This window comes from Natrialba taiwanensis DSM 12281 (genome assembly GCF_000337595.1).
In the GTDB taxonomy this organism is placed as follows: domain Archaea; phylum Halobacteriota; class Halobacteria; order Halobacteriales; family Natrialbaceae; genus Natrialba; species Natrialba taiwanensis.
In genome coordinates, this window is the sequence record NZ_AOIL01000054.1 from 24,486 (window position 1) to 49,329 (window position 24,844).

Below are 24,844 nucleotides of genomic sequence, written 5' to 3' on the forward strand. Positions count from 1 at the left end.
GATACTGCGTTCTTTTCAGCGATTCATCCATGTCTGTGGTTCGTTCGGAGCGACGGCTCTTGGATCGACTGTCACCGAATCATCGTCGCTGTGCGGTCGCTATGGCTCGTCTCCAGTGTTCGCCGGCAGGGTAAACACGAACGTTGCCCCGTCGCCAGGCTCCGACTCGACCCAGATTTCGCCACCGTGGCGTTCGACGATTCGTTGTGTCAGTGCCAGCCCGAGCCCGGTGCCGCTGTGTTCGGTCCGGTCGTGAAGCCGCTGGAACACCTGAAAGATTCGGTCGGCATCGTCCGGATCGATCCCGAGCCCGCTATCGGCGACTGCGAGCCGCCACATCGATCCGTCCCGCTCGGCCGAAATTTCGACGGCAGGCGGCTCGTCGCCGCTGTACTCGATCGCGTTACTCAAAAGGTTCTGGAACACCTGTCGGAGTTGGCTCCGATCACCGCTCACACGCGGCAACTCCTCGGCACTGATTTCCGCGTTCGACTCGTCGATTTGCAGCTGCAAATCGTCGACGACGTCCTCGAGAACACGATCGAGTGCGACCGGTTCGAACGTCTCGCCTTGCGTCTCGACCCGTGAGTACTCGAGCAGCCCATCGATCATCTCGCGCATCCGCTCGGCCCCGTCGACGGCGAACTCGATGAACTCCTCGCCGTCCGTATCGAGTTCGTCGCTGTATCGTTGTTCGATGAGTTGCAGGTAGCTGCTTACCATTCGAAGCGGTTCCTGCAGGTCGTGCGAGGCGGCATAGGCGAACTGTTCGAGCCGCTCGTTGGATGCTTCGAGTTTCCGGCGTTGTTCCGTTCGTGTCGTAATATCCCGCCCGATTCCCGCAAGCACCGGATTTCCCGCAGGATCCTCGAGTGCAGCGGCGATGAACTCGTATGGAACGTGCGTGCCGTCTTTCGTGAGTAAGTCCGCTTCAACGCGGGCGTGTCCGGTTTCGAATACCTCTTCGATCGTGTTCGTAATCGACTCGTGGTCGTCCTCGTTGAAGAACTCCAGTGCGTGCATCGACGCTATTTCTTCGTCGGTGTATCCCGTGATCTCACAGACACGCTGGTTCCACCGCTGAAGGGACACGTCCGCGTCGACGACGTAGAACACGTCGTCGATTGCGTTCAAAATGTCGTCCGTATACTCTTTGTACTGGTTGAGTTGGCGTTCGCGATCGCGGAGTGCGTACTCGGCCTCTTTCCGCGGTGAGATGTCTCGGAACAGCCCGACGAAGTAGCGATCCTCGTCGAAGAAAAAGTCGTTCAACGAGATACCGAGCAGGACTTCGTGCCCCGATTTGTGCTGGCCGGGCAGTTCGACGTACTCCCAGTCGATGTGTCGGTCTCCGGTTTCGAGATAGCGGTTGAGTGCTTGCAGGTGTGCCTTGCGGAGCCGTTCCGGGATAATACTGAGTTTGCTGCTCCCGACGAGTTCGTGTGGCGTGTAGCCGAGGATCCGCTCGACGGCAGGGTTTGCGTACTGAATCTTACTGTCCGTATCGAGGACAATGATCCCGTCGGACAGTGCGTCGGCGAGGGCGGCGAAGGCTTTTGCCGGCGCTGTTTCCGTGCCGTGGGGGCCGCTCCATTCGGGACGGGAAGCCGCCATCGATGGCGGTTCCGAACGGTGATGAAGCGTCCCGATGATCCCGTCATCCGTGTCGGGAGAGGATCGGTTGAAATAGCCGTCAAAAACGGCCGTGTCGCCGTTTGCGGTCGTTATCGTGACCGGGACTGTGATCGCCGTAGTCGCGTTCGTGGCTCTCGGGTCACCGCCTAGAACGGCTTCCAGTCGCTCGGGAACCGTCGGGAGGAGTGATTGCAGTGATCTCCCGCGGAGCGTTTCGGGGGTGTATCCCGTTTGCTCGGCGAACGTGTCGGTTGCAGTGATGATCTCGCCGCTCTGGGTCAGTTGGACGACTGCGACATCTGCTTGCGCCAACAGCGATGCTAGTTCTCGCGGGACCATCAAATTGCCATCTAACGGGGACCGATCGCCGGAACGGGTCACGAATGCGTTACCGGGGTGACGATAATAAATTACACTATCGCCATATAGTTCGGACTCGCAGACGTTTCAATTACATTGTCTTTCACTCTATTGGACAGTATCGGCGCCGATTTCGATGACTGCCCCACGAAGTTTATAGTAATCCGATGAGACCGAGTCGGTATGGACGACATCACGATCGCCACAACGGACGAACTGGATGGACGAGAAGTAACCGAGTACTGCGGGATCGTTACGGGCGAGGCGGTCATCGGCGCGAACGTCGTGAGCGACATCGCCGCGGGCATTCGAGACGTCGTCGGCGGCCGGAGCGGGTCGTACGAGCGGAAAATCGAAACGGGCCGCGAAGAAGCGATCGCAGACATCCGCGAAGAAGCAGCCGATCTCGGCGCTGACGCCGTCATCGGGGCCACCTTCGACTACGAAGAGATGGCAGAGGGCATGCTGTGGGTCAATCTGTCGGGAACCGCCGTCAAAACGCGCCGTCGATAGCGACCGCCGATAGAACCTCGAACCCGCGGTACTCAGTCCTCGATTTCGATCGCCGGCCGCCCCGGCGCTGCGTTCTTGCGTACGCTTTCATCGACCTCGTCGGCGTGAACGACCGAAACGGGTGCGTCGAACTCGCGTTCTACCAGCCAGGCTGCAGACTCGAGGGCGTCGTGTTCGTCCTCGGGCCCGAGCGTCATCGACAGCGCTTCGCGCTCCGCCTGCAGGTCCTGTCCGTAGTCGGCCGCCACGTCACCCTGTTCGCGGATGTGCGATTCGCTCATGAGTTCGCCGATCAGGTTGTCGGCGTCGCTCTCGATGGCAATCTCGAGGGCGTCGTACTTCCAGGTCGGTGCGACGACAACCTCGATCGCGTCGGGATCTTCGATGCCGGCCACGTCGATGATGTCTCGAACGTCCTCGCGTGTGTTCTCGACCAACTGCCGGCGCTTGTTGACGTGTTCGCGGTCGACGCTCGCGGTCGGCCACGGCGCGTCCACGACGAACTCGTCGGTGCCGAGTTCAGCGTACAGTTCCTCGGCCAGGTGGGGCGTGACGGGTGCGAGTAGTCGTACGACGGCAGCAAGGCCGCGCTCGTAGGTTTCGGCGTGGGGTTCCGTGTGACTGGCGTAGTTCCGTAGCGTCCGCGTCAGATCCTGCGTTTCCCGCAGCGCACGGTTGAACGTCAGGTCGTCGTACTTGTCGCCGGCGATGGCGATCGTCGCGTCGATCTCGTTTGCGACGTATCGCGCGATAGCGTCTTTCTCGCCGTCGGGTTCGTTCGAAACGAAGTCCTCGACCAGTTCCTTCAGTCGTGCGAGGAACGCGTTCGTCGACCGCACGCCCTCCTCGCTCCAGTCGAAGTCGCGTTCGGGCTGGGCGGCCTGCATCATGAACAGCCGCGCGGTATCCGCGCCGTATTCCTCGACGATCCGCTGCGGTGAGACGACGTTGCCCTTCGACTTGGACATCTTCTCGCCCTCCAGTTGGACCATCCCCTGGGCCAGCAGGTTCGTGAACGGTTCGCGGTGTTCCAGCCCCTCGTGGTCGGCCAGCACCTTCGTGAAAAAGCGCGAGTAAAGCAGGTGCATCACAGCGTGTTCGATGCCGCCGACGTACTGATCGACCGGCATCCAGTCGTTGGCCTGCTCGCGGTCGAACGGCGCGTCTTCCATGCCCGGCGAGACGTACCGCAGGAAGTACCACGAGGAGTCGACGAAGGTGTCCATCGTGTCCGTCTCGCGTTCAGCCGGTCCGCCGCAGTCGGGACAGATCGTTTCTTTCCACTCCTCGGCGGCGTCCAGCGGGTTCCCGGTCGTGTTGATGAACTCCGGGAGCTCGACCGGCAGGTCCTCGTCGGGAACCAGCACGGGGCCGCAGTCCTCGCAGTGGACGACCGGAATCGGCGTCCCCCAGTAGCGCTGCCGGGAGATGCCCCAGTCGCGCAGCTGGTACTGTGTGGCCTCTTCGGCGCTCTCGATGTCCTCGGTCAGGCGCTCGCGGGCCGCTTCACTCTCGAGGCCGGAGTACTCGCCCGAGTTCACCAGGACGCCGTCCTCGGTGAACGCGTCCTCGCTCACGTCGGGGATCGTCGGTTCCTCGCCCTCGGCGGGTTCGGGTGCGATAACGGGAACGATCTCCTCGCCAACCTTCTCCGCGAAGGCGTGGTCCCGCTCGTCGTGGCCGGGGACGGCCATCAGCGCGCCCGTCCCGACATCCGAGAGGACGAAGTCGGCGACGTAGACCGGGATCTCCTCGCCCGTGGCGGGGTTCGTGGCCGTCAGGTCCGTCGGGACGCCGTTCGGTTCGTCGCCCTCTGGGTCGGCCTCGTGCTCGATGAACTCGCGGACAGTGTCATCTTCCGCGGCCAACTCCTCGCTGATCGGGTGATCGGGCGCGAGCGCGAAGAACGTCGCCCCGTGGATGGTGTCGATTCGGGTCGTGAAGGCCGTCACTGGACCGTGGTCTTCGATTTCGAAGTCCACCTCGGCACCGTACTGGCGGCCGATCCAGTTGCGTTGCATCTGGCGAACCGAGTTCGGCCAGCCCTCGAGGTCGTCGATATCCTCGAGCAGTTCGTCCGCGTACTCGGTGATTTTCAGGAACCACTGTTCGAGTTCGCGTTGCTCGACGGGGGTGTCACAGCGCCAGCAGAGTTCGGCCTCGCCTTCGACCTGTTCGTCGGCGAGGACGGTCTCGCAGTGTGGACACCAGTTGACTTCGGCGTCGCGGCGTTCGACGAGGTCTTCGTCGTGGAACCGGGAGAAGAGCCACTGGTTCCACTGGTAGTACTCTGGTGTGCAGGTAGTGATTTCGCGCTCCCAGTCGTAGCCAAAGCCCATCGCCTGCATCTGGTCGCGCATCGTGTCGATGCAGTCGATAGTCCAGTCGCGGGGGTTCGTATCGCGTTCTTTGGCGGCGTTTTCCGCGGGGAGACCGAAGGCGTCCCAGCCCATCGGGTGGAGTACGTCGTCGCCGCACATTCGACGGTATCGGGCGTAGGCGTCCGTAATCGTGTAGTTTCGGACGTGGCCCATGTGGAGTTTCCCGGACGGGTACGGATACATGCCGAGGACGTACGTCGGATCGTCGACGTCGTCCGGCGTCCGATACGCGTCCGCGTCGTCCCACGCGGCCTGCCAGCGTTGCTCGACTGCTGCGTGGTCGTATCCCGCGTCGCTCATTAGGTGGGTGTGGGGGCGACGCCACCCTATATTTTCGCATTACCGTTCGACGTGGTCCGAAGAAACAGCCGTCGTGCCACCTGGCCATCATCGTTGTCGAAACTGGCCGTATTCAACCGAGCTGACCGGCAACTGGCGTTATTCGAGGTGAATCGCCGGCCGGAACGGTTGGGCCTGGCTCGCCTTGCCGTCGGGATCGACCGGGTCGCCGTCCTCGTCGTAGACGTCGATGTCGGCGTCGAACTCGCGGGCGAGGAACGCGGACGCGTCCTCGTAGACGGCCCGCTCGTCGATTTCGGACAGGGACGCGAGCGTCGAGTCGTCGCGCTCGCGGACGAGCGCGACGAGATCGCCGACGAGAGCGTTGACGGCGTCGCCTTTCTCACGCAACGCCTCGTCTTGCATCACGTCGCCCATTACCCGACCCCGATTCGGACCGACGTCAAGTACGGTATCGAGGACGGTCCGTTTCCAGTCGGCCGCGACATAGAGTCGAATCGTCTCGGGATCGGTGTCGGTGACTGCGATGATATCGCGAACGTCTTCGAGGACGTCTTTGACCAGTCGCTCCCGCTCGACGACGGTTGGATTCTCGAACTCGGGAACGGGTTCTGGCCAGGGAACGTCCTCCGCGGGCTTGCCGGTCAGGCGCTCGTGGAGTTCGTTGGCCATGAACGGGACGAACGGTGCCAGCAGCCGCAGTCGGGTTTCGAGGACCGTCCGCAGCGTCCAGCGGACGCCCGGTCGCTGCGCGCTCACTCCACGAGCGGGATACTCGGGGGACGCGTCGGTCCCCTGTTGATCGAGGTTCACGCGGCGGCGGTACCATTTGAGGTGCTCCTCGAAGCGGTAGAACGCGTGCTGGCTGGCGGTGCGAGTCTCGAAGCGCTCCATGGCGTCGGTGACGGTACGGACGGTCCGCTGGAGCCGGGCGAGCAGCCAGCGGTCGATCGTCTCGAGGTCTCGCTCGCCTTCAGGCTCCTCAATCACGTCGACAGCGCGGTTCCAGAACCGTTCTAGCTGGTCGCGAGTCGAGCCGACCTCGCCGGCCCGCCAGTCGAAGTCCTGCCACGGCTCGGAGCTGTTGAGCAGGAAGAACCGGACGGTGTCTGCGCCGTACGTCTCGATGGCCTCGTCGGGTAACACGACGTGGCCCTTCGAGGAACTCATCTTCTCGCCCTCGAGCAGGCCCATACCCATGCTGGTAATCCCCCGTGGCCACCGTTCTTCGTCGAAGAGTTCCGCGTGATGGTAGAGGAAGAACGTGAGGTGGTTCGAAATCAGATCGTTGGCCGAACAGCGGTAGTCGACGGGGTACCAGTAGTCCCACTCCTCGCGCAGTTCCAGCGCGCGCTCGTCGGGGTCGGGGTCGGCCACGGCACCCTCGCCGTAGAACAGCGTCTCGAAGAAGTCCCGATCCATCTCCTCCGGCGGAACGTCCTCGAGCCGGTGGGCGATGGTGTAGTAGGCCATGTAAATCGTCGAGTCCGACAGGGGTTCAATGACGAACTCGTCGTCCCATGGTAACCGCGTTCCCAGCCCGTAATTGCGGATGCAGGGCCACTCCTCGAGCCAGTCGACGGTGTGGGTGTACTGCTCGCGGGTCGTCTCGGGGATCGCATCGAGGTTCTCGATTGCTCGCAGGGCCTTCTCGCTCCACTCCGCGTCGTTGTACCGCAGGAACCACGTCTCCTGTTCGGCGACCTCGACGTCGCCGCCGCAGCGACAGACGACCGCCTCCGAAAAATCGTACATCGCGTCGAAGACGCCCTGCCGTTGGAAGTGTGACTCGAGTTCATCGCGGACGTCCTCGATACTCTCGCCAGCGAACTCGCCGTACTCCTCGATCAGTTCACCCCGGTGGAACTCGCTGTTGTACAGCTCTTGGGTGGCCTCCTCGAGCGCGGGATCACTCGAGGATTCGACGCCGTGGTCCTCGACGGCGTCTTTCGCGGGGAACTCGCCGTACCCCTCGATTGTGAGGATCGCCCGCGGTTCGATCGCCCGGATCTCGTCCGGATCGAGCCCGTATTCGGTCAGGTCGTTGGCCCGCGCTTTCGCCTCTTCCAGGGCGATCCAGTCGTCGGGAGAGTGAGCCGGAACGGACATCACGACGCCGGTCGCGTTGTCGGTGTCGACGAAACCCGCTGGAACGACGATGATCTCCTCGTCGGTGACCGGATTCGTGACGCGCTCGCCGACCAGCTCGATTCCCTCGAACGTCTCCTCGACATCGACGTTGCGGGCCTGGAGGTCTAACTTCTCGGTCGCTTCCACGGAGACGATCCACTCCTCGCCGCCGGAAGACGCAGCCGCGCTGTCCGAGCCGTCCGAGCGTTGCTCGGAGACGTCCACCGTCGCGCGGACGTAGGTCGCGTTGGGATCGACGTACGCGTTGGTGACCCCTCGAACCGTCTCCGGTCGGAGCGTGGCCATCGGATAGACGACGCCCTCGTCCTTGTCTTCGAACTTGATCAGGGTATACTCCTGAAATTCCGTATCTTCGCCCTCGAGCAGGTCGTGAGTCGTGACCGGCTGTTCCTCGTTCGTACAGTAGTTGACCGGGTGCAGCCCATTCTCGAGCAGCCCGCGCTCCTTGAGGGTCTCGTACTGCCACGTGATGAACTTCGAATAGCGTTCGTCGTTCGTCGTGAACTCGCGTCGCCAGTCGATCGACAGGCCGAGCCGGCGCATCCCGGTTTTGTAGCTGCAGTCGGCCTCCTCGATGAAGTATCGCGCGTAGCCCATCGGCGTTTCGAGCGCCGTCAGATCGGACTCGGGGACACCGAAGGCGTTTTCGAGGCTGTGTATCTGTTCCTCCTCGCCGTTCTTGAGCCGTTCGACGGCACCGACGATCGGCGTGCCCGTGACGTGCCAGCCGATCGGAAACAGGACGTTATCGCCCTGCTGGCGGCGATACCGCGCGTAGACGTCCGGAACTGTGTACGTGCGGGCGTGGCCGATGTGCATCCCGCCGCTCGGATAGGGATAGGGAACCGTCACGAACGTCGCGTCGTCGCCCCCTCGTCGATCGGGATCGGCCTCGTACTGCCCCGACTCGGCCCACCGCTCGCGCCACTCGGCCTCGAGTTCCTGCGGAGTATACCTCATGAACGCTCATTATGCTGGATCAGGTAAAAGTACTATCACGTTTGGCATGTGCCGCTGTTGCCGACCGAGAAAAGTGTCCCGCGTCGTCGTCCACCAACCGATCACTCGATGTCGATCTGCTTCGACTCCTCGTCCCCCGACTCCTTCGGCAGTCGGACGGTCAACACACCGTTCTCGTATCCGGCCGACACCCCGTCCTCGTCGACCGGCTCCGGCAGCCGAATGCTGCGGTTCGCCGTCTTTCGAGTTCGTTCGTGTCGGAGGTATCGTCCCTCTCCCTCGTCGTCAGCGAACTCGGCTTCCTCGTCGCGGCTCGCTTCGAGCCGCACCGTCCCTTCCGTGAGCGTCAGGTCGATATCCTCGACCTCGTAGCCCGGCAGGTCGGCCGTCACGACGAACTCGTCGCTGGTATCGGTCACGTCGACCGGTACCGTTCCGGGGACCTGCAGGCCGCCGCTTGCCATCCCTTCCTCGACCTGCTTGCTGACGCGGTCGAGCATCTCCTCGATTTCGTCGAACGGGTTTCGTCGCATACGTCCACCTAGGTGTTCGAGGTGGATAAATTCTGCCCGTGATAAAACAACAGAACGGGCCTGCGAGTTCTTCGAGCGGGGCGACCCGTCTACTCCGGCAGCGTCGCAAGATCGTCGTCCAGTGCGTCGAGGAGTACCTCGCGTGCGTGTCCGTCCGGATCGACGTTCTCGTAGACGGCCTGTACTTCGCCATCAGCGAGGACGAACGTCGTTCGCGGGGCTGCCCCGTCAGTCACGTCGACATCGAAGGCGTCGGCGACCTCGCCGTCGGGATCCGCAAGCAGATCGAACTCGAGTTCTTCTGACTGAGCGAACGAGCTGTGAGACGCCACGTCGTCGGTGGAAATGCCGTAGACCTCGACGCCAGCCTCCCGATAGGTCTCGCGTTCGCGCTGAAACTGCGTTGCTTCGGTCGTACAGCCGGGCGTGTCGTCGCGCGGGTAGAAGTACACGACGGTCGGATCGTCGAACGCGGGGGACACCTCTTTGCCGTCCTGATTTGGCGCTGTCACGGTCGGCGCGTCGTCACCTGTTGTCAGTGTCATCGTTTCCGGTCGTGTGTCCGCGTGACGAGGGAAAACAGTTTGTGGTCGGTGTCGGTATCGGTGTCGATATCGTCGTCCGCGGGCAGCGAATCAGCCTCACTCGACGACGTGTTCCATATCATACGAGCCGAGTCGCCGCACCCAGCCGTTCTCGGCGAGTGCTTCGAGTTCAGCGATGGCTTCGCTCGTTCGCGCCTCGTAGAGGCCGGCCTCGATGTCGACGTGGAAGATGTAGTCGCCGAGGCGCTGGCCGCTCGGGCGCGATTCGACGCGGGTGAGGTTGATGTCGCGGTCGGCGAAGGGTTCGAGCAGTTCGAGCAGCAGTCCGGGGTAGTTCGCGTTCGGGTAGACGACGAGCGTCGTCTTGCCGCCGCCTTTCGACCGGTCCTCGGCGGGTGCAACCGCGAAGAATCGCGTCGCGTTCGAGTCCTGATCCTGGATGTCCTCGGCCAGCACCTCGAGTGCGGCGTCCCCGGCGGCGTTTGCAGGGTGGGCGATGCCGGCGACGGACGGATCGTCGCGGGCGAACTCGACGCCCTGGGCCGTGCTCGCGACGGCTTCGAGGGTGGTGTCGGGGTACTCCCGATCGAGATAGGAGCGACACTGGGCGAGGGCCTGCGAGTGGCTGGCGATCGTCTCGAAGTCGGGGCCCTGTGCGAGCAGCGCGTGTTTGATCGGCGTGACGATTTCGCGGACGACGGCCACGTCGTACTCGGCAAGTGCGTCCAGACTCTCCGTGACGCTGCCCTCGATACTGTTCTCGATGGGGATAACGCCGCGGTCGTACTCGCCGCTCGCGACGGCATCGACGATCGAGGTCACGGACTGGCGAAAGTCGATCGCATCCGTGTCGGCGATCGACTGTGCCGCCCGGTGCGAGTAGGTCCCTTCGGGGCCGAGTGTCACTGCGGTCATCGCCACTTCATTGCCGAGAGAACGTGAAAATACCCGGGGTTCGTGCCGACGTTGCCGGGGTATTCGGTGCGGTCGCCGCGACCGGCACAGCCGTCCCCACCCCGGTATCGGCGATAACAGTTATCTGGGGTCGACACAGTCGTGTTCACTACCCCGCAGTTACGGCCGAGTCCTCTCGGAGACGGACGGCCACGAACACGGATACGGATACAGATACGATGAACGACACACCACCTATTTCGATCCGCCGTCGACGGCAATTCTGTCAGCATAGCACCGCACGAATCGCACGTCTCGAACTCGTCGGAGGGAACCGATCGTGATCGGTCCGCTCGCCCTCCTCGGCGTCTCGAGCGGCGTGCTCGTCGCCGCCGCGCTCGTGTTCTACTGGCGGACACGATCTCTTCGGCCGGTCTCTCGACCGTACGGGTACGCCGTCGTCGTCGCAACGATCGCGATGGGGGCCACCTATCTGTGCATGGCTGTCGCCGACATGTCCGGGATCGGGACGGATTTCATCCGGTTTATCGGCTACACGGTCATGTGGGCTGCACTCCTCCCCGTCGTCTGCGCCGTTGCCGGTGCCGATCGCCGGCTGACGCTCCTGTTAGTTACCGTCGTCGTGGGTCGCCTTTGGGTCACTCTGGGAAGCTGGTTCCTCGAGGGAGCGCTTGCGATGATCGCAACGCTTGGCACGTTCGGCGCTCTCGGCGGCGGGCTCTACTTGCTGTTCGGACCGATCTCCCGCGCGGCGAGGACGCTCCCGGCCGAACGAGCGCTCCTGTTTACCAAACTCAAGTATCTGCTCGTCCTCGGGTGGTGCGGTCTCGTCGTGACCGGACTGCTCTCGGGAAGCCTGACCCTCGCGGACGACTTCGTCGGCCAACTCATCGTCATCTACGTCGAGGCGATTCTGCTGCTCGGTTTCGGCGGCATGGTCCTCCGGAGTTCCGCGGCGCTCGAACAGACGGCGTCGTCGACCGGGCTTCTCTCGTTCGATACTGAACTCGGCGATGCTGACACGCCTGAATCCACGGAGCACGTCGACCACGCCGATTAGTCGTCTCCCGTTGGATTGGCAGCACCGATCGGTTCGTCGCCGCCAACGGCCAGGCCATCCTCGGTCGCACGCTCCGCGATCCGGGGCTGGAAGACCCACGAACAGAGCGCCAGAATGGGGACCATCGTGACGGCGACGACCGCGTACCCGACGTGCAGATTGGGAAGGAACGGCGCGGCAAACACGAGCGGATAGACGGTGCCACCGACAGTTCCGATCCCGCCGACGACGCCGGAGACGGTGCCCGAATTGTTCGGGAACATCGCGGGAACCTGTGCGAAGATCGCTCCTTCGGAGAACGCACAGCCGACGCCGACGAAAAAGCCGGCGACGACCGCGACGTAGATGTTGCCGGTCAGTCCCGCGGCCGTCATCACCAGCAACGACACGACGACGAAGACGAGCATCGTAAACGTCCACTGTTCGCGGTAGCGACCCTCGAACCACGGCAACACGGACCGTTCCGTTCGAGCGACGAGATCGCTAACGTAGCCACCGATGGGACGAAGCAAACCAGCCGCAATCGAGAACGTCGCCGCGAACGTCGCCGCGATCACGATATCCCCCTGACCGAACGCCTCGCGATAATACGTTCCGAGCCAGCCGTTCATCGCGACTTCGAGCCCGAACGTCATCACGTAGGCGGCCGACAGTACGATCGCGCCGTACCGTGTGCCCACGTAAAGCACTCGCCGGAGACTGGCGCTCTCCCTCGTCGCACGACGCTTCGCCTCGGTCTTTGCGGCATCTCCGAACAGGGAGTAACCGAGTCCCAGAACGATGGCGATAAGTCCCGTATAGAAGAACGCAGCGCGCCAGTTCGTCGAGAACAGCGGGCCGGTGTAGTCGGCACCGAAGATTCTCGGTAGCGTAACGTATGCACCGAGCCCTGCGCCAGCGTTTCCGACACCGGCGAAGATACCCTCCGCCGTTCCCAGATTCTCCTCTTTAAACCACTCAGAAACGTGTTGAATGCCGATGACGAACGTGATTCCTGCCAGGGAAGCGATGACCCGCGAGACCGTGAATACCTCATACGTCTGTGCGAACGCGCTGATCACCGAAAAGACACCGACGATGACGAGCGTCGCGCTGGCCGTTATCGGTGCCCCAAAGCGGTCTGTAAGCGGCCCGATAAGGAGTCGGCCAGCCGGAACCGCAACGACTGCCGCACTCGAGACGATCCCGAGTTCAGCGAGCGAGAGTCCGAACTCGGTGGCGATGTCGTCGGTAAACGGGGCGAACGAGAACCAGATCGTAAACCCCAGATTGAACATGAGCGTCGCGAGTATCAGATTCTTCCATTTATCGTCGATCATAGACACGCATCACCGCCCCGTTATCAGGGGAACTTCTACCGGGACTGACACACTATGGATGCGGTTCGAATCGTATCGTTTCCCGATTGAACTCGAATGATGGCGGATAGTTGTACTCATGTGGCGGAAGATACTGGACGCATACAAACATATAGGCTTATTTCTTAGATAGATATGAAACGTATGTTGGCTGCGGTACTACCCCAATCCGTATTATCGCCCCTAGAGGTTCGACAATCGTTGGGTTCTCCGCTGGTATTCTTCCGTCTAGAAATAGCTGGTGAATCCCTCTCATGCGACCCGGCCCGGCGAGTGATGGGTGAAGCGGTGGGTACAGCGATGAGAGACGAACCCGGTGTTCGTGGTCGAACGTCCCAAAACTGGTATACAAGTAGATCTGCTGTGTAGAAACTATGGTTTCATTCACCGCAGACGAACGAGCAGCGGTCTACAAATCGATCTATGCGCGACGCGATATCAGGCGGTTCAGCGCCGATCCCGTTTCCGAGGAAACGATGGCGCGGATTCTGGACGCTGCACATCACGCACCCAGTGTTGGCTTCTCCCAGCCGTGGGACTTCATCGTCATCGAGGACGAGGAGACGAAAACCGAGGTTGCAGCGATCGCTGAGCGAGCGATTGCGGCTGCACGCGAAGGGTACCAGGAGCCACAGCGGTCCGATTTCGGCGCATTGAAACTAGAGGGGATTACCGATGCACCGGTAAATATTTGCGTCACCTGCGATCCGACCCGTGACGCGCCTCACGTCCTCGGTCGCAACACGATGCAGAAGATGGATGTCTATTCGACGTGCCTTGCCGTTCAGAACATCTGGTTGACCGCACGAAGCGAGGGTATCGGTGTGGGATGGGTGTCGTTCCTCTATCCCCACGAACTCCGCGATGTGCTGGGGATTCCATACCACGTGCACCCCGTCGCGTACCTCTGTGTTGGGTATCCCAGAAACGGCTTTCCTGCTGAACCCGTCCTGCAAGAGCAAGGATGGCGTGACCGTCTCGATAGCGAGCAACTGATCCACTACGACGAATGGAACCCCGAAAAAGCGCCGCAGGGACGATGACCTGTGTCGCCATCCGGTCCCGGACTACCCGTTGTCACCGAATAGTTGCTTCCCCAGAGATGTCACTCACAGACTCGTCCCCCGAAATCGCTGATAATACGTGTTACTCGTCCAGGTGGTCGATACCCTTCTTGGAGACGTTTGCCTCCGTGATCTCGTCGGGCATCCAATCCGGCTTATCGTCGGGCGCTGTCTCCTCCCAGGCCCAGCCGTCGTAGATGTGGACTTTATCCGTCCCCTTCTCACGAAGCCTGAGTTCAGTTCGATCAGCTGCGTCTTCGCTCGAGCCCGGTTCGAGCCGTCGTGCCGCCTTGAGGGCGGCCTGTCGGGGAGTGTTCCCCGAAAAGACACTTTCCTCTTCCCCGCTCGACGCTCGCAGCGCAAAGTTTCGTTTACCGTCTTCGCGTACCATGGTTTTGCCTCCATGCCAACCCAGCACACGGCCCGACATAAATATATCCCTGAAAATCGACCGACAGTGCCGGTATCTTTAAGTACATTCGTCAGGCAGCTCTTCGCACTATCTCGCTCCGCCGGTCGCCGCTCTCTCGTAATTGTTCGCGTAACTATTGTGTAATAAGGTCATTCCTCGGGGCGTCGAAAACACTTAAGTATATCCTACGGCGAAGTTCGTCATAGAATCCCGCGATGGTACGGAAAAAGAAGTTGAGTCCAAGCGGTGCGAAAGACGAAGACGGTAACTACCACAACGTCCACCTCAATCTCCACGAGGATGAACTCGCAGTCGCGGGGATGGATATCGGCGACGAAGTTTTCGTTCGGGTCCGGGACGGGAAGATCATCATTCAGCAAGCCGACGAGGAAGACGTCGAACACGAGTTCTAATCGACTATTGAACGACGGACAGAAGTGTCGTATGCCGAACATACTCGCCGCTACAGCACGAGCGTGGGTCCGTTTCACGTTCGGCCGCGCTCGTTTCTCGAGAAGACAGCACTCAGTAGTCGACTACTGACCGTTGCACTCGCTGCAGCGGTCGACTTCTGCGACTGAATTCCGATCAGAGCACGTCCGCCGTTGTAAGCGTACGTGTTCCAGAGACGCTCGCTCTTTCCACACCGTACTTACCGAGGATCATTGTGGGCTATTCCCGTGGGTAACGACCACGTGATCGAGAATGTCAGACGACACAGAGAACGAGACCCCGAGCAACGCGACGGACCGGTCGGCTGCCGGCGACGGGCATCTTTCCGCCGAACGGTTCACGAACAGTCCCGTCGATCGACGAACGTTTCTCCGCCTCTCGGCCACGACCGGTGCCGCGCTCGCGCTTCCCGGCAGTGCCATCGCCGACGTTTCCGGCGACGCGCTCACCGACGAGTTCACCTTCGTCGTCAATCACACGCCCGAGGCGTACGAGGCCGCGGCCGTCATCGAGTTCGGCGAGCGGGAGGCGTTTGACGCCTTCGCGGACGAGTACGAGGAAGAACCCGATCCGGAACTGTCCTGGGCACCGAAGGCGGTCACCCGGGAGGAGCCGACGCTCGCGGCGCACGCCCACCTCACCGCCGATGAGGTCGAGGACGTGCTCGACCTGAGCGGCGACGGCATTGCCGCGATGGATTACGCTCCCGGAGCGAACCCGTGGTGGACGATCGAGGCTCCCTACGAGGAGGACGTCTTTCCGCCGGTCGAGGCGGCGCGTGACTACATTTCTTACGAGGAAACCGTCGAGGCGCTCGCACACCTCGAAGACACGTGCTCGGACCGCGTCCGCGTCCACGATATCGGCGAGTCGCCGGGCTGGACGAACGCATTTACCGGCGAGGAGTCCGATCCGCGGGACGTCTACGTTGCGGAGGTGACGAACGACGTTCGAGACGAGACCGCCTTCGCTGAGAAGGAAAAGGTCGTCTTCTCGCTCAGCATTCACGGCGACGAACGCGCCGGCGTCGAAGCCGGCAGTCGGCTCCTCGAGGACCTCGCCCGCGGGGAGGCGGGGGTGTTCGAACCCCTACTTGACGACATCGCCGTCGTGTTCTTGTTTACCAATCCCGACGGCTGGGTCGCGCGCAACCCCCAGACCGAAATCCCGTGGGTCGAGGCCCACGACACCAACTTCCAGCGCGGCAACGCGAGCGTCTTCGACGGCCAGCCGATCGATACCAACCGGCAGTATCCGACCATCGGCTGGACGAATCCGAGCTTCCGGCCGGCCGAACCCGAGGGCGCACCCGACGAGTTCACCGAACTCGTGCCGGACTCGCTGGCCATCGTCGAGCACTTCCGCGGGTACGAGAACGTGGCGTTCCTCTGTGATTACCACGGGATGTACACGGCCGACCACCTGGTGTTCAACCTCGAGACGAACGCGTCGTTCGAGCACGAGGGGACCCACGATCTGGACGAGGTCAACATCCGGATCGGCGAGGGGATGCAGGATCACTGGGGCGGTATCGACGCGATCGCCGACGACATCGAGACGGCCGGCGAGGAGATGTACGGCGCGCCGTTCGTGCCGGACGGCGACAGTTTCGACGGGCTCCTGGACTGGGGGTCGATCTACGACTCCCTCGCCTACCAGATCACCGGGAGCTTCCTCGGCTGGGCCGGCCAACCCGAGGCGGACGGGGGACTCGGCGCGATTACCGTCGCCCCGGAGATCGTCCTCTCGAACCACTATATGAACGCACAGAAGGAGTGGAAACCCTACTGGTCGCGCCACTACGCGACGGCCTACCGGCTCTCGATGCGCGAGTTCGCCGAGATGGCCGCCCGGGAAACGACCGCAACCGTTGCAACTGGCGGCCAAGACACGGCCTACGTCACGACGGACGAACTCACCCGCTCGTCCGCCGATCTGCCCCACACGGGCATCGATTCGGGTCGAGGCAGAGACGACGGCCGCGGACGGGGGCCGGGACAGGCTCAGAATCAGGGTCGCGGGACGGCGGTACGGCGACGCCACGAGGTCGTCCAGCCGGGACCGGCCGGTCAGTCGCACGTCGGCGCGGAGACCACGGACGCCTCTCACTCGCTGTTCGTGGATCTCGAGGGCGTACAGAACGCGACCGACGGCACCGTTCGCGTCCGCGATCCTGCGGGAACCGTCGTCCGCGAGATTGACATCGCGGCAAAGGCCGATCCGGCCGACTCGGAAGTCCGAACGCACGACTTCGAGGGAGCCTTCGTCCGCCGGCCGCAGGCAGGCCAGTGGACCGTCGAGGTCGACAGCGACGCCGAGGTACACGTCCTCACGACGGTCCTCGACGTGGAGAACGACGATGAGATCCCCGACCCCGGGGAAGTCCTCGGCTACGAGCAGCGCCCCTACACCGTCAATCCGATGCGGTTCTTCGCCGACCTCGACGAGTCGGTCGTCGACGGCGACGTGGACTACATGGGCACCCACCACGTGAGCGTCGGCCGCCTCCTGCGGGGCAACTCCGGAAAGCGCCACTACGACAAACTCGTCGTCTCCCACGACGACGGCATCGACGACTCGCGGTACCTCTCGGCCATCGAAGCCTTCGTCCAGGCCGGCGGGGATCTCGTCCTCACGGACTCGGGTGTGAACCTGCTCGCCGAACTCGAGATCGGCGACGCCGCCGACATCACCGCCGGCGACATCGCCGATGTCCTGCTCCCGTTCGCGAACCTCGAAAACAGGGACTTCGAACACCCGCTGCTCGCCGGCATCAGACCCCGCCAGCAGGAGATCTGGAAGGGGTCACAGCTCGGCTACACAACCGGCGTCGACCAGCCCGCGACCATCGTCGAGCAAGCGGCGTTTGAGCGCGCCGGCGGCTCCGTCGCCGGCACGTTCACCGTCGGCGACCTCCAGGACGGCGAGTCGACCGCCCTCGAGTTCGGCGTCGCCGCCGGCACGCTCTCGGCGGGCGACAGCGAAATATCGATCGTCGGCTCGGTGCTGCCGCCCGCCCGGCAGACCGAACTCCACCCGTTCGGGATGGCCGACTACGCCGTGTCCTTTATGGGCCATACGCTCCTGTGTAACGCGCTCGGGTTCGAACAGCGCCGGTACGCCGACGGTGAACTCGTGCGGACGTACGGGGAGATCCGGTAGCTGCGCCGTCTCGAAACCACTCGCGGCGCTTCGCACCGCCTCACGGCGCGGGTTACTGCAGGGCCGCGAGATCGAACTCGAACGCCGCGACCGGCACCTCGAGATCGTGTTCGACGAGGATTTTCGGATGAACCTCCCCGATCACGCCCACCACCTCGTCGTCGATGACGACGGCTGCCGTTCGACCCGAAATGAAGGTGGGGTGTTCCGTCGGCGGCGTCTCGAGTTCAACGTCGAACCGACGGGCCAGCGCTTGCAGTCGCGCCTTGGCATCCTCGTAGCCGGCGTCGTGGTTCGCGAGAACGGCCCCGACGTGACGGCGTTCGTCGACGCCGATGTTCTCGGTCTCGTCGACGGTGGCGGTAAAGCCGATTTCCGCGAGGTGCTGGGGATACGCGCGGTGGGTGTTTCGCTCTAACACCATCAGCAGCGAGGGCGTGACCCACGTCCGCAACATCGTGAAGTCCTCGCTGTAGGGTTCCTTGATCGTCGCGGGCTCGCCGGCCCCGTAGACGCCTGCATCGGGGTCGAGATCGAGGCGATCGTAGTTCTCCGCCTCGCTGATCATGTGGAAGTTCAGCAGATCCTCGAACCCGAGGCCGACGAGTTGGGTGCGCGTCGCGTCTTCGAGCCGGGAGCGTTCGTGGCGACCGCCGACGGTCCCTACGTCGGGGTACTTCGGCTCGAGTTCGTTGAAGCCGTAGGCTCGCCCGAGGTCGTCGATGATGTCGAGCGGGTGGAGCACGTCGACCCGGTAGGGCGGAACGGTGAACTCGTAGACGAGTTCGCCGTCGTTATCTCCTTCTTCCTTCGCCGCGTCGAGTCCCGACCGCTCGGCCAGGTCGATGACCTCGTCCGGATCGAGGTCGATTCCGAGGATGGTCTCGATGCGGCTGTGGGGGACGGTCTTCGTCCGCGTCGAGAGATCCGGGCGGACGAGTTCACGGCCGCTGGACTGCGTCCGACCTCCATTCGAGTCCGCGTTCGCCGACTCGCCGTCTTCGTACTCGACGACGACGTCCTCGAGCGTCGCGCCGCGGGCCGCGAGCGCGTAGCAGACGATGTTCAGCATCTTGTCGATCGTCCACTGGTCGGTGCCGGTCATCTCGACGAACAGGTCGCGAGAGTCCGTCGTGACCTCCGTTCGCCGGCCGTTGATCACCGGCGGGAACGAGAACAGCCCGATGTCGTCGTAGATCGCCGGGTAGCGCTCGTACTCGCTGACGAGATTCGCATAGGTCCGGCCCGTGTCGTGTTCTTCGAGCACCTCGGCAGGCGTCAGTTCGGCGTCCGAGTCGAGCGGCACGAAGCGGTCCCCGTCGGGGTCGATGCCGACGTACTCGATGGTCGGGTTGCCTTCCGTCGCCGGGCTTCCGCGGAGCATCGTCAGATCGTGAATCCCGATCGCGCCCTTCGCGCGCTTTCGGCCCATCGTCGCGTGTAGTTTCTCCTGGAGCTGGATCAGCGAGTCGAGGCTCTCCTCGTCGAGATCGATGTCGCGGATCACCGCGCCCGTCACGTACGGCCGCTCGTCCGGCACCGACTCGTCGACGCGAATGGTCCACTCCGCCGAGTTCGTCGCGGGAACGTGCACACCGCGGGCGTCACCGTACTGGTAACGCATCGAGCGGGCGACGCCTTCGACCGACAGGCGGTCGAGCCGATCCGGCGCGAACTCGAGTTCGAACGCGCCGTCTTCGGTGCGTCCCTCGAACTCGAGTCCGAGGCCGAACAGGTCCGCCTGCAGTTCGTCGTCGGATTTCTCGTCGTGGCCGGTCAGTTCGCGCAGTTCGTCGGGGTCGATATCGACCGTTGGCATCAGTAGGTCACCTCCGTCTCGCGAAGCAGTTCCAGGTCACACAGCGTCCCGTGGATGTCCCGGATGTCCTCGAAGCCGTACATCAGCATGAGCAGGCGCTCTAAGGCCAGTCCCCAGGCCATCACGTCGCACTCCACGCCGAGGGGTTCTAACATCTCCTCGCGGAAGATACCCGAGTTCCCGATTTCGACCAACTCGCCGGTCGTCGGGTGAGTCCCGAACAGTTCGAACGACGGCTCGGTGTAGGGGTTGTAGTGGGGTTTGAACTGGATGTCTTCGATGCCGAACTGGGCGTAGAACTCCTCGAAGGTGCCCATCAGATCCCGGACCGAGAGGTCCTCGGCCATCACCCAGCCCTCGATCTGGAAGAACTCGAGCAAGTGGGTCGGGTCGAGCGTGTCGTTGCGGTACACCTTCTCGACGCTGAAGAAGCGCGCCGGCGGTTCGATCTCGCCGATTTCCCTGCCGGACAGATAGCGCGTCGACAGCGAGGTCGTGTGCCCGCGGAGCGCGAGCGCCCGGGCGAAGTCCTCGTCCCAGGGCGAGTGATAGCCCTCGCCGTCCTCGCCGACGCCGTCCCTGTGGGCGCGCTCGACGCGCTCGACGAGTTCGGCCGGCAACTCGTCGATGTGGGTCGGCTGCTCCAGGGCGAACCGGTCCCAGTGCGTGCGGGCGGGGTGGTCCTGGGGCATGAACAGGCTGTCGTTGATCCAGAAGTCCGCGTCGACGTGCGGGCCTTCCATCTCCTGAAAGCCCATGCCGACGAGCACGTCCTTCACGCGGTCTGCCGTCTGGCGCAGGATGTGCACTCGGCCGCCCTCGAACTGCTCGGCGTCGGCCTCAACGTTGTACTCGGCGAACTCGACGTCCTCCCACTCGCCGCCGGTGAGGAGTTCGGGCGTGACCTGGCCGACCGTCTCGGCCGTCTCGAGGCCCGCCATCAGCTCCGTGACGCCGTCGTCGGTCAGCGTGACCTCGCGGGTCGTCGTCTCGGCGAGTTCGAGCAATCCGCGTCGTTCGAGTTGGTCGCGGATCTCCGTGCTGAACTCGTCGGCGGCGAGTTCACTGTCGCCGTCACCGTCGTCTTCGAGCGCCGACAGGGCGTTCGCCTCCGCGTCGGCGTTCGGGTCGGCGTCGGGATCCGCGGTGATCTCGCCGCTGTCGATCTGTCCGTAGCCCTTGCGCGCGTAGTTCGAGAGCGCGATGTCGACCTGGTTGCCGTCGAGTTCGGCCGCGCCGATGACCTGTCCCATCGAGACGGGGTCGTCGTCGGCTCCCGCCTCGAGCGCGGCCTCGTAGAGGCGGATCTCGGGAAGGTCGCCGGCTGCGTATTCGGCTCCCTCGTCGGTGAGCGTGATCGTTTCGTCGACGCGTTCCGCGACGGCGACCAGTCCCTCGTCTTCGAGTTCGAAGACCGCGCCGGTGACGGTCTCGGGGGGGAGGTCGGTCGCCTCGGCGATGGCGTCGACGGACGTTGCGTCGTCCGCGTTCGCGGCCTGTAGGACCGCGACCTGTGCTGCTGGAAGTTGCATTCGCTTGTGTAGATGGCTGCGTGGTGGTCAGTTAGCGGTTCCGACTCGAATCGATGGCGGTAGCGAGTGCAGTGAACGACGGTGGGTGTGACGACCCTCTCGCGACCGTTCCGTACCGATTCCACTGCGGCAACGGCCGCTCATCGGCGTCCTGTGACCGGTTTCACCGCGACGACCCGATGTGGATCACCGCGGGTTCACCGGATCCTCTCACTCTCAGCGCGCAAAAACGAACCCGAATCCCGAGCGCAGCTGCTGTGGCTGACTCACGACGCTGGCACGAGTCGGGAATTCGGGTGCCATATGCGTTCGATACTCTGGCTGGGGCAAAAGCGTTGCGGGACGGTGACACTGCCCGCAACAGATCCTGCGCCGGCTCACCCGCGTTCGAACGACTCCTCGGCCAGTGGACTCGAACGGACTCTTGCAGCGGTCTCGAACGCGACCCCGTTGCGGACTCGCCGGCTACGAGTTCGACACGCGCGTCGTCTCCAGCGACCCCGATTCGACCCAGACGAACCCCGACTGCTCGGCCGCCGCCTTCGCCCGCGAAACCGCTGCCGGATCGAACGCGTCGCCGAACTCGATGCGCGTCTCCGAGCGCTCTGTTTCCGGCAGCTCCGGCAGGAACTCTTCGTCCTCGAGCAGTCCGCGAACGGAGACGTTCCCGCCGGCACCGAGGGCCGCACCCAGCGCGCGATACCGGTCGGTTTCGGTCTCCCACTCGACATCGCCCCCGAAGGAATCGTTTGCAACCCGCGTCGTCGTACTCGAACCCGAGAGCGAGCCGAACTCGTCGGCGGCCGTCCCATTGGATGCTGACGCGTCCGTCCCGGACGATGCTGAGACCGAGGGCGATGCCGAGGACGATACCGTGGCTGACGCTCCGTCGAACTCCTCGAGTTCAGTTTGCGAACGCGGGTCGGTGCCGGGTCCGGCTGTGTCGGCGTTGGCATCGGTTCCGGCTGTGTCGGCGTCGGTTCCGGGTCCGATTTCGCTGGTCTCGTCGGTGCCAGCCCCGGCCACCCGCGAGACGCTCGGTGAGCCGCGGAGTTCGAAGTCGCTCTTGCTCTCGCGCTCCGGGGCCGCTGTCGCCTCGGCTTCTGCCTCCTCGATCAGCGAGTTGAACTCGTCACCTGCCGTCCGCGTCCCGTCGCGCTCGCGATCGGCGGCCCAGTCGGGCCACGGGGCAGCGCCGTCGCCCGGTGTTGCACTCGAGTGGGCTGCCGACTCGTCGGGGACGTACGCCCCGAGTTCGTGCTCGGGGAGGAGCGGCGTTCCGATGGCGTCGATTCGCGGGCCGTACCGTTCGCGCAGGCGAGCGAGTTCGGTTTCTTCAACCAGCGCGGCCCGCCAGCGATCGACGCCGGCGGAGAGCAGGACGAATCGAGCGTCGGTTCCGGCGAGCAGTGAGGCGTTGATCGCTTGCAGGATCGCCGGCAAATTGTCGGTGCCAAGCGGCGTGTCGGGATACTCGACGGTCGTCTCCCGCTCTCGGCCCTGGTAGTCGGACGCCTGCAGGTGGAGCCGGTCGTCCGAGCGCAGCGCTGCGGCGATCCGTTCGCACCGAAACGACCAGCCGATAGCGTCGAAGACGGCTGTCAGTTCTCGATCGAGCGCATCCTGGGCGTAGCGTGCGGCGCAACTGAGTCCGCGCTCGCTCCCGGCGATCGTCCGGCGGAGGACGGCCGTCCGATCCCGGCCGGCCGCGAGTTCGTCGGCGAGGGCGGTTGCGAGGTCGTCGGGTCCACTGTTGACGCCGCCGTCGTGTCGCCGCGTCCGGATATCGGCCGCCGTGACGCCGAAGGAGCCGAGGATAGCTGCACAACTGAGGAGGTCGTCAGCATCCTCGGGGGGATCGGGAGGACGAGAGGAGGGCATCCGTTGTCGGTGCTTTCACGAACGGCCTTATATAACTTCGTCAGACGCCAAAACACAATGCCGACGCGGGGAGAAACGTACCGCTGCCGTCACAGCCGACTCTTCGACTGCGGTGGGGTCGGGAGTACTACCGCCGACGCGGCGACTCGAGTTCGATGTCCGCCTCCTCGAGCAACTCCTCGACCTCCGCGCGTTTCTCCTGGTGCTCTTCGAGGAACTCCTTCATCAACTGGGCAGCCTGTTCCTTGCAGTCTCCACAGAGGCGCTCGCCGCCAACGCACTCGTCGTAGACGCGCTTTGCGAACTCGTCGTCGTCGCCGGCGAGCAGGTAGGCGTACAGTTCGTAGACCGGACACTCGTCGGCCTTGCCGCCCTTCTCGCGTTGCTCCTCGGCAGTTTCGCGGCCGCCGGTCGTTGCCGATTTGACCTTATCGTAGCCGTCCTCGGGGTCGTCGAGCAGGGAGATGTGGGAGGCCGGAATCGAGGAGGACATCTTCCCGCCCGTCAGCCCGGTCATGAAGCGGTGGTAGATCGACGACGGCGGCTGGAAGCCGTAGCCGCCGTTCTCGACCTCGATCTCCCGTGCGAGTTCCTCCGCCTCGGCGCGGTCGATCTCGAAGGCGTCGACGTGGTTTTCGTAGACGCGCTTTTCGCCCTCGACGGCGTCGATGAGCGCGTCGAAGGCGTCCTCGGTCGCCCGTCGGTCGGAGAAGCGGGTTCGCGGGCGAAGCGGCTCCATTCCGCCCTCGTTCAGCTTCGTCAATACTGACTCGAGCGTGCTCGCGCCGACCCCGAGGTCGGCGAGCGGCGTTTGCTCTAAGGTGTCGGCGACGTGGACGCACCGGAGCTGCTCGTCGTCGAAGTCGGCCGGGTCGAGGCGCTCGGAGAACTCGGCGACCAGTTCGCGCTCGTCGGCCTCGAGTTCGAAGCTGGCGTAGGCCTTGGAGACCTTGAAAAAGCGCATCCGTTCGGCGAGGTCGCGGGCCAGGCGGACGTGGGGGTCCTGGTCGGGGCCGACGGGGATCACGGTCGGCTTCGGCTCGTCCAACTGCGGGTAGAGGATGTCGGCCATCTGGGTGACGACCGACTGCATGTGCGAGACGTCGGTCTCGCCATCGAAGCCGTAGATCGCCTGGAACTCGGAGAAGTTGGCCTCAGCCCCGAGGTCGAAGGCCAGGTCCTGGACCTCGCGGTTTTCCGACTGGCGGTAGAGGTCGCCTTCCTTGGGATCGAAGCCGAGCGCGAGCAGGGAGAGCAGGTAACTCCGGGCGTGTTCGTCGATTTCTTCCCAGGAGAGACCGCGAGCGGCGTTGGCTTCGAGGTCGGCGATCAGCGCGTGGGCTTCTGCACCCTGCTGTTGGTGCCAGATGATCTCGTCGAAGACGAGTTTGTGACCGATGTGCGGGTCGCCGGTGGGCATGAAGCCCGAGAGGACAGCCGCCGGTTCGTCGTTTTGCAGCGCGCGGACGACCGACCGGTAATCGCGCTGGCCGAAGATGACACCTCGGCGCATCAGGTAGTGCGGATGCGGGACCTCGTCCAGAACGTCGTCGAACTCCTCGATGCCGAACTCGTCGAACAGTTTGCGATAGTCGGAGACGGTCGAGGAGCCCCACGGGTCCAGTGCGACGTCGTCGGCACCCGCGGCACCGCCGTCCGCTCGAAGGGGTGTCGCCCCCTCATCGTCGGCAGCGACAGCGTCGGCCGCAGTCTCGGACGCCTCGTCCTCGAACTCCCTGGGCTCCTCGCGTGGGTCGTCTCCGGTCATTACCACCGTTTTGGCGCGCCGGCGCGCAAAAGCCTTCGCTTC

Annotated in this window: 18 protein-coding genes; 5 read left to right on the top strand and 13 right to left on the bottom strand. The window is 63.7% G+C overall.

The annotated features are described in order from the left end of the window. Positions 1-99: 99 nt before the first annotated feature. The gene (locus C484_RS16785) at positions 100-1,974 is read right to left on the bottom strand and encodes a PAS domain-containing sensor histidine kinase (protein ID WP_006827087.1); all 1,875 of its coding nucleotides are present in this window, start codon (positions 1,972-1,974) and stop codon (positions 100-102) included. A 204-nt stretch (positions 1,975-2,178) separates the two neighbouring features. Between C484_RS16785 and C484_RS16790 the strand changes: the two genes are divergently transcribed. Next, positions 2,179-2,508 (top strand): YbjQ family protein, encoded by a 330-nt coding sequence (locus tag C484_RS16790; protein ID WP_006827088.1) that lies wholly within the window; start codon positions 2,179-2,181, stop codon positions 2,506-2,508. Positions 2,509-2,540: 32 nt separating this feature from the next. Here the strand turns inward: C484_RS16790 and leuS (C484_RS16795) are convergent, their stop codons facing one another. The 6 genes from leuS (C484_RS16795) to pheA form a co-directional block, all read right to left on the bottom strand. Continuing rightward, positions 2,541-5,189, bottom strand: a complete 2,649-nt coding sequence (leuS, locus tag C484_RS16795; protein WP_006827089.1) for a leucine--tRNA ligase — start codon at positions 5,187-5,189, stop codon at positions 2,541-2,543. 138 nt (positions 5,190-5,327) lie between these two features. Continuing rightward, a complete protein-coding gene (gene leuS, locus C484_RS16800; RefSeq protein ID WP_006827090.1) occupies positions 5,328-8,300 on the bottom strand; it encodes a leucine--tRNA ligase in 2,973 nt (990 codons plus the stop codon). A 101-nt stretch (positions 8,301-8,401) separates the two neighbouring features. After that, positions 8,402-8,833 carry an Hsp20/alpha crystallin family protein gene (locus C484_RS16805; protein ID WP_006827091.1) on the bottom strand — a complete coding sequence of 144 codons (432 nt, stop codon included), beginning with the start codon at positions 8,831-8,833 and terminating at the stop codon, positions 8,402-8,404. Positions 8,834-8,922: 89 nt separating this feature from the next. Further along, on the bottom strand, positions 8,923-9,378 hold the full coding sequence (locus C484_RS16810; RefSeq protein WP_006827092.1) for a peroxiredoxin: 456 nt from the start codon (positions 9,376-9,378) through the stop codon (positions 8,923-8,925). Beyond that, the gene (locus tag C484_RS24670; RefSeq protein ID WP_275040131.1) at positions 9,375-9,500 is read right to left on the bottom strand and encodes a hypothetical protein; all 126 of its coding nucleotides are present in this window, start codon (positions 9,498-9,500) and stop codon (positions 9,375-9,377) included. The genes C484_RS16810 and C484_RS24670 overlap by 4 nt, the downstream gene beginning before the upstream one ends. Then, complete coding sequence (gene pheA / locus C484_RS16815) at positions 9,475-10,293, bottom strand: prephenate dehydratase (protein ID WP_006827093.1); 819 nt, start codon at positions 10,291-10,293, stop codon at positions 9,475-9,477. The genes C484_RS24670 and pheA overlap by 26 nt, the downstream gene beginning before the upstream one ends. A 319-nt stretch (positions 10,294-10,612) precedes the next feature. On the opposite strand from pheA, the gene C484_RS16820 reads away from it, so the two are divergent. Continuing rightward, positions 10,613-11,353, top strand: a complete 741-nt coding sequence (locus tag C484_RS16820; RefSeq protein WP_006827094.1) for a bacteriorhodopsin — start codon at positions 10,613-10,615, stop codon at positions 11,351-11,353. Here the strand turns inward: C484_RS16820 and C484_RS16825 are convergent. Continuing rightward, entirely contained in the window at positions 11,350-12,672 is a 1,323-nt protein-coding gene (locus C484_RS16825; protein ID WP_006827095.1) for an MFS transporter, read from the bottom strand. The genes C484_RS16820 and C484_RS16825 overlap by 4 nt on opposite strands. A 413-nt stretch (positions 12,673-13,085) precedes the next feature. Between C484_RS16825 and bluB the strand changes: the two genes are divergently transcribed. Further along, the gene (gene bluB / locus C484_RS16830; protein WP_006827096.1) at positions 13,086-13,754 is read left to right on the top strand and encodes a 5,6-dimethylbenzimidazole synthase; all 669 of its coding nucleotides are present in this window, start codon (positions 13,086-13,088) and stop codon (positions 13,752-13,754) included. Positions 13,755-13,857: 103 nt separating this feature from the next. On the opposite strand, the gene C484_RS16835 is transcribed toward bluB, so the two are convergent. Continuing rightward, positions 13,858-14,166: a non-histone chromosomal MC1 family protein gene (locus C484_RS16835; protein ID WP_006665426.1), complete on the bottom strand. Its 309-nt coding sequence runs from the start codon at positions 14,164-14,166 to the stop codon at positions 13,858-13,860. A 236-nt stretch (positions 14,167-14,402) separates the two neighbouring features. On the opposite strand from C484_RS16835, the gene C484_RS16840 reads away from it, so the two are divergent. Both C484_RS16840 and C484_RS16845 read left to right on the top strand, forming a co-directional pair. Further along, the gene (locus C484_RS16840) at positions 14,403-14,600 is read left to right on the top strand and encodes a hypothetical protein (RefSeq protein ID WP_006665427.1); all 198 of its coding nucleotides are present in this window, start codon (positions 14,403-14,405) and stop codon (positions 14,598-14,600) included. Positions 14,601-14,892: 292 nt separating this feature from the next. Beyond that, positions 14,893-17,802, top strand: coding sequence for a M14 family metallopeptidase (locus C484_RS16845; RefSeq protein ID WP_006827097.1), 2,910 nt, complete (start codon positions 14,893-14,895; stop codon positions 17,800-17,802). A 52-nt stretch (positions 17,803-17,854) separates the two neighbouring features. Here the strand turns inward: C484_RS16845 and pheT are convergent, their stop codons facing one another. The 4 genes from pheT to C484_RS16865 form a co-directional block, all read right to left on the bottom strand. Continuing rightward, a complete protein-coding gene (gene pheT, locus C484_RS16850) occupies positions 17,855-19,621 on the bottom strand; it encodes a phenylalanine--tRNA ligase subunit beta (RefSeq protein WP_006827098.1) in 1,767 nt (588 codons plus the stop codon). Next, entirely contained in the window at positions 19,621-21,153 is a 1,533-nt protein-coding gene (gene pheS / locus C484_RS16855; RefSeq protein ID WP_006827099.1) for a phenylalanine--tRNA ligase subunit alpha, read from the bottom strand. Before pheS ends, pheT begins: the two co-directional genes overlap by 1 nt. Before the next feature lie 465 nt (positions 21,154-21,618). After that, the gene (locus C484_RS16860; protein WP_006827100.1) at positions 21,619-23,034 is read right to left on the bottom strand and encodes a hypothetical protein; all 1,416 of its coding nucleotides are present in this window, start codon (positions 23,032-23,034) and stop codon (positions 21,619-21,621) included. Positions 23,035-23,161: 127 nt separating this feature from the next. After that, positions 23,162-24,802: a tryptophan--tRNA ligase gene (locus C484_RS16865; RefSeq protein ID WP_006827101.1), complete on the bottom strand. Its 1,641-nt coding sequence runs from the start codon at positions 24,800-24,802 to the stop codon at positions 23,162-23,164. Between the last annotated feature and the right edge of the window lie 42 nt (positions 24,803-24,844).

Coding starts and splice junctions, on each gene's coding strand:
- C484_RS16785 (WP_006827087.1), bottom strand. CDS start 1,974: ATGGTCCCGCGAGAACTAGCATCGCTGTTGGCGCAAGCAGATGTCGCA.
- C484_RS16790 (WP_006827088.1), top strand. CDS start 2,179: ATGGACGACATCACGATCGCCACAACGGACGAACTGGATGGACGAGAA.
- leuS (WP_006827089.1), bottom strand. CDS start 5,189: ATGAGCGACGCGGGATACGACCACGCAGCAGTCGAGCAACGCTGGCAG.
- leuS (WP_006827090.1), bottom strand. CDS start 8,300: ATGAGGTATACTCCGCAGGAACTCGAGGCCGAGTGGCGCGAGCGGTGG.
- C484_RS16805 (WP_006827091.1), bottom strand. CDS start 8,833: ATGCGACGAAACCCGTTCGACGAAATCGAGGAGATGCTCGACCGCGTC.
- C484_RS16810 (WP_006827092.1), bottom strand. CDS start 9,378: ATGACACTGACAACAGGTGACGACGCGCCGACCGTGACAGCGCCAAAT.
- C484_RS24670 (WP_275040131.1), bottom strand. CDS start 9,500: ATGATATGGAACACGTCGTCGAGTGAGGCTGATTCGCTGCCCGCGGAC.
- pheA (WP_006827093.1), bottom strand. CDS start 10,293: ATGACCGCAGTGACACTCGGCCCCGAAGGGACCTACTCGCACCGGGCG.
- C484_RS16825 (WP_006827095.1), bottom strand. CDS start 12,672: ATGATCGACGATAAATGGAAGAATCTGATACTCGCGACGCTCATGTTC.
- bluB (WP_006827096.1), top strand. CDS start 13,086: ATGGTTTCATTCACCGCAGACGAACGAGCAGCGGTCTACAAATCGATC.
- C484_RS16835 (WP_006665426.1), bottom strand. CDS start 14,166: ATGGTACGCGAAGACGGTAAACGAAACTTTGCGCTGCGAGCGTCGAGC.
- C484_RS16840 (WP_006665427.1), top strand. CDS start 14,403: ATGGTACGGAAAAAGAAGTTGAGTCCAAGCGGTGCGAAAGACGAAGAC.
- C484_RS16845 (WP_006827097.1), top strand. CDS start 14,893: ATGTCAGACGACACAGAGAACGAGACCCCGAGCAACGCGACGGACCGG.
- pheT (WP_006827098.1), bottom strand. CDS start 19,621: ATGCCAACGGTCGATATCGACCCCGACGAACTGCGCGAACTGACCGGC.
- pheS (WP_006827099.1), bottom strand. CDS start 21,153: ATGCAACTTCCAGCAGCACAGGTCGCGGTCCTACAGGCCGCGAACGCG.
- C484_RS16860 (WP_006827100.1), bottom strand. CDS start 23,034: ATGCCCTCCTCTCGTCCTCCCGATCCCCCCGAGGATGCTGACGACCTC.
- C484_RS16865 (WP_006827101.1), bottom strand. CDS start 24,802: ATGACCGGAGACGACCCACGCGAGGAGCCCAGGGAGTTCGAGGACGAG.